General features: G+C 69.2%; 8 protein-coding genes. 3 read left to right on the forward strand and 5 right to left on the reverse strand.

Going from position 1 to position 8618, the window contains the following annotated elements:
- Positions 1–927: 927 nt before the first annotated feature.
- Together AB0L75_RS43515 and AB0L75_RS43520 are read right to left on the reverse strand one after the other, a co-directional pair.
- The gene (locus AB0L75_RS43515; protein ID WP_365191839.1) at positions 928–1488 is read right to left on the reverse strand and encodes a DUF4232 domain-containing protein; all 561 of its coding nucleotides are present in this window, start codon (positions 1486–1488) and stop codon (positions 928–930) included.
- Between the two features lie 485 nt (positions 1489–1973).
- Complete coding sequence (locus AB0L75_RS43520; RefSeq protein ID WP_365191840.1) at positions 1974–2369, reverse strand: hypothetical protein; 396 nt, start codon at positions 2367–2369, stop codon at positions 1974–1976.
- A gap of 173 nt (positions 2370–2542) precedes the next feature.
- On the opposite strand from AB0L75_RS43520, the gene AB0L75_RS43525 reads away from it, so the two are divergent.
- Complete coding sequence (locus AB0L75_RS43525) at positions 2543–3037, forward strand: hypothetical protein (protein ID WP_365191841.1); 495 nt, start codon at positions 2543–2545, stop codon at positions 3035–3037.
- A gap of 673 nt (positions 3038–3710) precedes the next feature.
- Here the strand turns inward: AB0L75_RS43525 and AB0L75_RS43530 are convergent.
- From AB0L75_RS43530 to AB0L75_RS43540, 3 genes are all read right to left on the reverse strand, one after another.
- Entirely contained in the window at positions 3711–3893 is a 183-nt protein-coding gene (locus AB0L75_RS43530; protein ID WP_365191842.1) for a hypothetical protein, read from the reverse strand.
- Entirely contained in the window at positions 3890–4711 is an 822-nt protein-coding gene (locus tag AB0L75_RS43535; protein WP_365191843.1) for an IS5 family transposase, read from the reverse strand. The genes AB0L75_RS43530 and AB0L75_RS43535 overlap by 4 nt, the downstream gene beginning before the upstream one ends.
- A 296-nt stretch (positions 4712–5007) precedes the next feature.
- Complete coding sequence (locus AB0L75_RS43540) at positions 5008–6213, reverse strand: alpha/beta hydrolase (RefSeq protein ID WP_365191844.1); 1206 nt, start codon at positions 6211–6213, stop codon at positions 5008–5010.
- 142 nt (positions 6214–6355) lie between these two features.
- On the opposite strand from AB0L75_RS43540, the gene AB0L75_RS43545 reads away from it, so the two are divergent.
- Both AB0L75_RS43545 and AB0L75_RS43550 read left to right on the forward strand, forming a co-directional pair.
- Positions 6356–7555, forward strand: coding sequence for a histidine kinase (locus tag AB0L75_RS43545; protein WP_365191845.1), 1200 nt, complete (start codon positions 6356–6358; stop codon positions 7553–7555).
- Positions 7552–8238 carry a response regulator transcription factor gene (locus AB0L75_RS43550; RefSeq protein ID WP_365191846.1) on the forward strand — a complete coding sequence of 229 codons (687 nt, stop codon included), beginning with the start codon at positions 7552–7554 and terminating at the stop codon, positions 8236–8238. The genes AB0L75_RS43545 and AB0L75_RS43550 overlap by 4 nt, the downstream gene beginning before the upstream one ends.
- Positions 8239–8618 lie beyond the last annotated feature (380 nt).

The following is an 8618-nucleotide window of genomic DNA, read 5'->3' on the forward strand; positions in this document are numbered from 1 at the left end:
CCAGATCGGAGTTCTTGCTCAGGTCCGAGGCATACTGCTTGTCACGGAACCACTCATCGACCGCCCAGACCCCGTACTGCTGCTGCGCCGCCGTCTTGGTGTGGTCGTACATGGGTACGAACATGGACTTCGAGCCGACACAGTGCCCGGCGGTGAGGATGAGGTTGTGCCCCCCCCGCTGCGCACAACGCTGGCCGAACAGCGGTGGCCCTGCAGGCCCTTGTCGGTGCTGAAGATCGTGCCGACGGTCTTGATGCCCTTGAAGTGCGCGGCGGTCAGCCCGGTGGTGGAGCGCCGCTGCCTCGCCGCCGCCAAGCCCTCCGGCGGGGCGGTGGTACGGCCCGAGGGGTCGGTGGCCGAGGCCATGCGCTCGGGAGTCCAGAAGCTGATGGCGGCCTCGGCCGTCCAGTTGGCGTTGGGGGGGGGCGGCACCTGCGTGTCCGCAGTCGGCGGGTCGGCCGAAGGGCTGGCCGAGAGTGCGGGCGTGGCCGGCAGCTTCGGAGCAGGGCTGGTGCTCTGTGGGAGCCCCGACGCGGTCGGCGTGGGGGTGCCGGGTACGGGGGGCGCGGTGTCGGCCTGTGCCACGGCGGCGTTGCCCAGCAGCAGCGCGGCACTCAGCGCCACGACAGCCCCGAGACGTATTCGTGTATCGAGCCATTCAGGTTCTCCAACCGAGGCAGGCCGAACGGCGACACGAGGACCCCAAGGACATGCCACTACCGCAGAGCAGCGGGCGCACCGCTGCTACGGAGTCCGAAGTGTGATCTTCCGCCGACGTCCTGCGCCGCGCTCACAGCGCACCACAGAACCCCCGGGTAATTCCCCCCGTGCCGCCATGCGGCGGCTGTCAACCGACCGTGGTCAGCGGTCGCAGCCGCCATGATCGCACGCCGGAAGCGCGCGTGCACCCCGCTAAACCAGTGGCGCTCAATGCAGTTGGGGCGCGCCCAACAGCGGGTCGTCGGGGCCGCACACCTGCGCCCGCACATGGTGCCCCTGCGTGTCGGTCAGCTGCACGGGGGAGCCGTAGTCGTGCGCGGCGCGGTGCGGTGGCGTCACGGAGATGCGAGGGTCGTTTTCCGCCAAGATGTCGCAGCTCTCGGACGGCGAGCCAATCGCGTCGTAGAAGACCGGGAACTCGATGCTGTGGCCCGGCTTCAGCACCAGATGGACCGGCGCGGACTTCTTCGGCCTCGCGTCGGCCGACGGTCCCTTGCCGACCCAGAATTCGAGCCCCGGGTAACCGTCGAAGGCGCAGGGACTCGATCCCTTGTGCGCGGCGCTGAGCATCGCCGTCGGCGTATTGTGCGGCTTGCCCGGCAGAAGGGTCATCTTCCAGCTCAGCTGGGACGATCCGCACGCGGCGGGATGAGCGTCCGAAGAGCCCTTGGACGGCTGGGCGGCCGTGTTGTGGTCCTTGCCACAGGCAGCGGCACCCAGCAGCACCACCAGGCCGAGAGCGGAGACCACCAGTGTCCGCCGTGCCATGAGACTTCCCCCTGGTGAAGACATCCCGGCGGGACCCCGTGTCACCGCTCCTGCCCCACCGCACAGAGAGATGCAGACCCTCCCAGGGAGGTTCCAGAAGATCCCGGTCAGCTCCCCCGCGCGATCTCGTAGAGCTTCTCCAGCCGCTCCCTCGTCGGCTCGTCCTTTTTGCTGGTCTACATCCAATCGGTGCCGGCCATCCGGTGGCGGCCGGGCAGTGCTGGGCCGACCCGACTTTGTCGAGGCTGCTCTCGCCCTCCCCGGCGCTCCCCGGTTCAGGCTGCCTCCAGCTTCACCTCGCCGCTACGACGGCGAGGCGACGGTGGTCTTCCACCTCCGTCCGAAACAACAGCACCTCGTGGCGCACTGACAGGCCGCAGTCGGCTGGTTGGAGCCGACGAGGGCAACTCTCCAGGGCGATGCAGTATCCGCACATCTGGTCGGCATTCAGAAACGATCACGAGCTTCCACGGGGATCGGGACCTTCATTCAATGTCGGCGGCCTGCCCGATCCGGTCGTCGAGCAGGTTCTGGGCGGTGGCGGCGTAGCGGCTTGCGGTGGTGTGGGACAGGTTGAAGACCAGGGCGAGGTGCAGTGGGTCGGCGCCGACGGTCAGTGCCTCGTGCAGGACCCGGTCGCCGCGGATGTGTTCGAGGTAGATGCCCTGGTGCAGCAGGTACCGCTTGAGGTACTCGGCACTGACGGGCCCGGTTCCCAGGGCGGTCTTCGCGTTGATTAATACGTGCCGGTTGGGATTCTTCGGCCAGGTGGCGCGACGCTGGTCGAGCCAGGCCAGCAGGGTCTGGTACGGCAGTTCGCCAAGCCGTTGGGCATGTCCGGCGATGGTGATCCGGCGGTTGGGCAGGTCGAGGTTGTCCAAGGTGAGGCGTCGGATGGCCGTGACGCGGGCGGCGTGGACGGCGGACAGGGCGACGATCAGCCGTTGCGCTGGGGTGACGGCGCTTCTCGAACACCGCGCGCCCGGCGGCCCCGTTCCGGTCCTGTTTCCCCTGGGCCTCGTGGGACCCGGCCCGGCGGGACTTTTACACGTGGATGGCCGACGAACTCGCGCAGGAACACTCCGCCCTGCGCGCCCTCGTCCCCGCCGATCCCGCGCAGCCCGGCACCGGCACCCAGGCACATGCCCTGCTTGAGCAGCGGCTGATCCTGCCTATCCTCGACGGCCTGGACGAACTCCCCCAAGCCGTGCGCGCCCGGGCCCTGCACGCCATTAACCAGGCACTACCGGCAGGGCAGCCGCTGGTGCTCTCCAGCCGCGCCGCTGAGTACCGCAGCGCCCTGACCGCGCCATCGGGAACCACTGTGCTCCTCAATGGAGCCGCAGGCATCCGCCTTTTGCCTCTGGATCCCGAGAAAGCGGCCGCTTATCTGGAGCGCGACGCCGGAGGCCCCGCCAGCCAGGCCGCAGCCCGCAGCCCGCTGGCGACGGGTCACCGATTCGCTCGGCACCCACGCCCCGACCTCCGAGGCGCTGAGCACCGCACTCGGCCTGTTCCTGGCCCGCACCATCTACAACCCCCGCCCTGACGAACAGATCATCGAACTACCCGATCCCAACGAACTCCTCGACCGTCCTCGACCGAGCCCGCTTTCACACCCGCCAGGACATCGACACACACCTATTCGCTGCCTTCATTCCCGCCGCGTACCGCCCCCACCCACGCCACCCCACACGCTGGAGCGTTCAGCAAGCCCAGCGCACCCTCACCTTCCTCGCCGGCCACCTCCAACACACCCTCGGCGGTACCCCAAACCTGGCCTGGTGGCAGCTCCATAAGAAGCCGTTGTCTTTCCGGATGTGAGCGTTGAGTTTCCGCTGTTCAGGCATGGTTCCGGTGTCGTTGCGGGAGGGTTCGGGCGTTCAGTTCGTGCTCGACGATGCGGAGATGACCGGTGCCATCGGTGATGGGGTTGCTGGAGGAGCGGGAGACGGCTGCCCGGATGCGGGTGGAGGAGCTTCAGGCGGAGGCGGACCGGGTCCTGGCCGAACTCGGGGTGGCCGAGGCGGTGTTGGAGCGCCGGGTGATCGCCCGGGGGGGGAGCTGGCGGAGGCCCTGGCTGTCCCCGGTGATGCGGCGGCTGCGGCCGTGCGGGAGGCGCCGGAGCCGGTGCAGGAGGTCAAAGCGGTGAAGGTCCCGGTCGCGGGGTCGATCGTGCCGCACTTCAGGGAGGGGATGACGGCTGGGGCGCTCGCGCCGGATTACCGCAGGATCGTGGAGCTGGTGGAGTCCGAGCCGGGCGACGGGGAGGGGCTGTCGGCGAAACAGATCGCGGCCCGGCTGGAGTTGGAGCTGGTGCCCGCGAAGATCGAGGGCGTGCGCTCGAAGGCGAAGCGCCTGGCGGGGCGGGGCTGGCTGACCGGGGCGCCGTCGGGCCGGTTCACGCCGCGGCAGCCCAACGCGCCTGCTCCTGCTGTGGCCGGGAGGCCCGGCGGGCGAGGCGCCGGCTCATGAGCATGGCCTGCGAGAAGTAGATGAACGCCTCGCTGGAAGCGGGCAGTGTCTCGAAGTCCCGCACCAGGCGCCGCGAGCGCATCAGCCACCCCAGCGTGCGCTCCACGCACCACCGCCTCGGCAGCACCACGAACCCTTTCGTGTCGTCGCTGCGTTTGACGATCTCCAGGGTGAGCTGGAGTTTCTCCTTCGCCCAAGTGACGAGGCGGCCGGTGTAGCCGCCGTCGGCCCACACCAGGGTGATCTTCCGGAACCTCGTGCGCAGGACGGGCAGCATCACGCGGGCGGCCTGGCGGTCGGTCACGTTCGCGGCCGTCACCAGCACCATCAAGACGAGGCCGATGCTGTCCGTGATGATGTGCCGGCGCCTTCCGTTGATCTTCTCGCCGCCGTCGTAGCCGCGTGAGGCGGCGGGCACCGAGGAGGCGCCCTTGACCGACTGCGAGTCGATGATCGCTGCCGTCGGTTCCGCCTGACGGCCCTCGGCCTCACGAGTCCGCGCGCGCAGCCGGTCGTGGAACTCGCGGGCCAGGCCCGCTCGCCGCCACCTGCGAAAGTAGGCATACACACGGTCCCATGCCGGGTAATCGACGGGCAGGGACCGCCACTTGATCCCGTTGTCGGTGACGTAGAAGATCGCGTCCAGGATCTGCCGGTGGCAGTAGCCCTCCGGCTGCCCGCCCCGGCCCTCCAGCCAGGCCGGCACCGGCAGCGCGTCCCGCACCACCACCCACTCCTCATCCGTCATGTCCGACGGATAGCACCGCACTCGGTCCGGGCGGTCGGCCGCGTTCCCGAACCGGTGCGCGAGGCAATCGCACAGCGACACGCGGGAGCTGGACGGGACGGGAACCGGCACGTAAAACTGGGACACCAGGGCCTCCTGGTGCTTGAGATGGTGTCGCAACCCCGAGCTACCAAAGGACCCTGCTCTCATGCATCCACCCGGTCAAGATCATCCGACCAGGGGCCTGTTCGATCAGAACCGTCCTCATGATCGACAGAGATACGGCTTCTTAGAGTCGCCATTTCTGGCGCATCACACTAGTGCTGGAAGAGTACTTCCGGATTGTTCGGCGAGGGGCCGTCCAGCAGCGGACTGTGGATCCCCTTCAGCGTCTGGTCGAAGAACGCTGTCACGTACTCGCGGGTGATCACCACCCCGCGTTCCGGGGAGAGGGGCGGCGTCGGGAACCCGGCCTCCTGGTGAAGCAGGTCCAGGTCGCTGAAGCTGAAGTGGTCGGCGTCGGTGACCGTCAGCCACTTCTTGTAGCCGCCGAGGGCGGCCCAGGCCTGCTCCCACGTGGTGTCGGCCGGGTGGTCGGAGGGGGGCGCACCCAGCATGAGGAACGGCCGGTTGATCTGGCCGGGCATCGGGGCCGGGTGGAAGGAGCCGTCCATGTTCACTCCGGCCCGTACTCGCGGGTCGGCGATCATCGTGGCGGCGGCCGCCGCTCCGCCGAGGGAGTGTCCGGCCATGCCGATCTCGTGCTTGTCGATGAGGTGCGCCAGGCGCCACGCGGTATTGCCGTGCGTCAACTGGTCGATCACGAAGGACACGTCCCGCGCGCGGCTGGTGGCGACGGAGTCGAAGTCGAGTGCCGGGTCATCGCAGATCGCGCACGGTGGCGTCTGGCCGTTCGCCAGCGTCTCGCCGTTGTCCTCGTGGGTGTGGCCGACGAGCGCGACGACGTAGCCGTGACTGGCCAGGTCGGTCGCGAGCGAGGTGAGCGTCATGCGCGGGTTCTCGTACGCGGGTGAGAGGACCACCAGCGGATGCTTGCCGCTCTGCGGCCGCGCGCCGTGGAAGGCGTGGGTGGTGACGCTGGAAAGGTTCTGCGGGGTGATGCCAGAGTTCGCCGGCAGCTTCTGGCGCTGGAGGATTCCGGCTGCCTCGGCGAGGGTCATGTAAGGGGCCGGAGTCCCGGTCCCGGGGACGGCCGGGTAGACCATCGTGACGGTCAGTTGGCGGGGGCCGGATGATGGCACCCACGGGTCGGGACGGCTCGTGTCGGTGAGGTGGATGACGTCCTCGCCGGCGGCGTAGGGGCCGGTCGGCGCGGGGAGGGTGCCTTGGAAGGACCGTGTGGGCGCGGTGGCCGTGGCCGTGGCCGGTGCGGTGTCGAACGCGTGCGTGGCCACCGGTGTGGCCGACGGTGTGGTCGTGGCGGCGAACCCGGCGCCGGTTCCGGTGACGAGGGCGGCGAGCGCCAGCACCGCGGCAGCGCTGATACGGCGATTGCGTTTCATGGGATCGACGCTAGGTTCCGCAGCTCCTCCGTCGCGTCGGCCGGTGGGTGTCATCGTTCCCCAGGCCGGCGGCCCGGGAGTGTACCCCGCGTACATCCCCGGGGCGACGCGTGGAGCTGACGCCGCTGAATACGATCTCCGTATGGAAGAGCTTCTCCAGCGTCTCTCGACATCGAAGCGCGTGACCTGGCTGACGGACCGGGCCGTGGTGCTGGCCACCGCCTGCTTCTACGCGCTGATGCTCTGCTGGTCGATCCGTCGTGGTCCCGGCCTGTTCCGGTTTCCCGGCCTCGGGTCCTTCCAGATGATGGGTCTGTGTGTCGTGCTCGCTCTTCCGGTTCTGCTGATGCGCCGTCTGCCGGTGGCGGTCTTCGCGGTGATCCTGGGCGAATCGGTCCTCGGCGACATCTTCGGCGTGCGGCCCTCGATCGTGTTCGTTCTGCTCGTCGTCTTGGGCGGGCACCTTGCCGTCCGGCGGCCGAAGGCTGCCGCCGTCGGCTCCGTCGCGGCCGTCGCGGCCGCGTTCGTCGAGAACATCCACGTCTACCCCGGGGAGACCGTCGGCGACGCGGCCCAGTGGGCCGGGCAGTTCGCGTTGTGGTTCGCGGTCGCGTGGGTCTTCGGAGGGGTGTATCGCAAACGCCGTGAATACCTCGGAGCCTTGCACGAGCAGAGGGCGGCCCGCGCCGTCGTCACCGAGCGGCTGCGGATCGCCCGCGAACTGCACGACAGCGTCGCGCACAGCATCGGGATCATCACGGTGCTGTCGGGAGCGGCGGCGCGGGTCGTGGACACCAAGCCCGAGCAGACGCGGCAGGCGTTGACCGGCATTGAGTCCACCAGCCGCCAGACGCTGCTGGAGCTGCAGCGCATGCTCGGGGCGCTCCGCCGCGCCGAGCCGGACGACGCCATGCCGCAGGCCGCTCCGCTGGCGCCGGCCGGCAGCCTGGCCGATATCCCGCGGCTCGCCGAACGCACGGCCGATGCCGGGGTGCGGGTCCACGTGGCCTGGCGGGGCGAGCGGCGTCTGCTGCCGCCGGAGATCGAGCTGTCGGCGTTCCGGATCATCCAGGAGTCGCTGACGAACGTGGTGCGGCATTCCGGGGCGGCCACGTGCCGGGTCGCGGTCGGATACGAGCCGGAAGGAGTGACGATCGAGGTGGCGGACGACGGGGACGACGGTCTCGGCGGGCCTGGCCGTCCCAGGCACTCGGCGGCGGCCGGCGGGAGCGGCTTCGGCCTGCTCGGCATGCGCGAGCGGGTGACGTTGCTGTCCGGCCAGTTCAGCGCGGGCCGGCGTCCGGAGGGCGGATTCCGGGTGACGGCGAGGCTCCCGGCATGAGCGTGCGGGTACTGCTGGTCGATGACCAGCCGCTGATGCTGGTCGGGCTCGGGATCCTGATCGGCGACACCGACGACCTGGAGGTGGTCGGCGAGGCCGGCGACGGCCGCGAGGCGGTGCGCCTGGTGCGTGAGCTGCGGCCGGACGTCGTGGTGATGGACATCCGGATGCCGGGCATGGACGGGATCGAGGCGACCCGGCAGGCGACCGCCGAGCCGGACCCGCCCAAGGTGCTGGTGCTGACGACCTTCGACGACGACGAGTACGTCTACGGCGCTCTGCGCGCCGGCGCCAGCGGATTCCTGCTCAAGAGCATGGCCCTGGACGCGATCCTGGACGCGATCCGCGTGGTGGCGGCCGGCGACGCGTTGATCGCGCCGAGCGTCACCCGACGGCTGATCGCCGACTTCGCCGGAACCTCCGCCACCCCTGCGGCCCCCGCACCGGACACCGAGCCCGCCGCGGACTCAAGTCTCATCGCGGGGATCACCGACCGGGAGCGCGAGGTGCTGGCACTGGTCGGACAGGGACTGTCGAACGGTGAGATAGCCGAGCGGTTGGTGATCAGCGTGGCGACGGCGAAGACCCATGTCGCACGCCTGTTTGCCAAGCTCAAGGCCCGGGACCGCGTCCACCTGGCGATCATCGCCTACGAGAACGGACTCACGCCGGGTAGACGGTAGGGCAGGGTGAGCGCACTCGGTCCGGGCGGTCGGCCGCGTTCCCGAACCGGTGCGCGAGGCAATCGCACAGCGACACGCGGGAGCTGGACGGGACGGGGACCGGCACGTAAAACTGGGACAACAGGGCCTCCTGGTGCTTGAGATGGTGTCGCAACCCCGAGCTACCAAGGGGCCCTGCTCTCATGCATCCACCCGGTCAAGATCACCCGACCAGGGGCCCTGTTCGATCAGAACCGTCCTCATGATCGATAGAGATACGGCTTCTAATAGGACTCCGTTACGTCTTCGGGTCTGTACGCTCACCGGTGTAATTGATGATCATGGAAGAGACATCAAGTGACTGACACCGTGACCGAGTCCGTGACCGTCGATGACCAGGC

This window comes from Streptomyces sp. NPDC052101 (assembly GCF_040680235.1).
Classification (GTDB): Bacteria; Actinomycetota; Actinomycetes; order Streptomycetales; family Streptomycetaceae; genus Streptomyces.

Coding starts and splice junctions, on each gene's coding strand:
- AB0L75_RS43515 (WP_365191839.1), bottom strand. CDS start 1,488: ATGGCACGGCGGACACTGGTGGTCTCCGCTCTCGGCCTGGTGGTGCTG.
- AB0L75_RS43525 (WP_365191841.1), top strand. CDS start 2,543: ATGGCCGACGAACTCGCGCAGGAACACTCCGCCCTGCGCGCCCTCGTC.
- AB0L75_RS43535 (WP_365191843.1), bottom strand. CDS start 4,711: ATGACGGATGAGGAGTGGGTGGTGGTGCGGGACGCGCTGCCGGTGCCG.
- AB0L75_RS43540 (WP_365191844.1), bottom strand. CDS start 6,213: ATGAAACGCAATCGCCGTATCAGCGCTGCCGCGGTGCTGGCGCTCGCC.
- AB0L75_RS43545 (WP_365191845.1), top strand. CDS start 6,356: ATGGAAGAGCTTCTCCAGCGTCTCTCGACATCGAAGCGCGTGACCTGG.
- AB0L75_RS43550 (WP_365191846.1), top strand. CDS start 7,552: ATGAGCGTGCGGGTACTGCTGGTCGATGACCAGCCGCTGATGCTGGTC.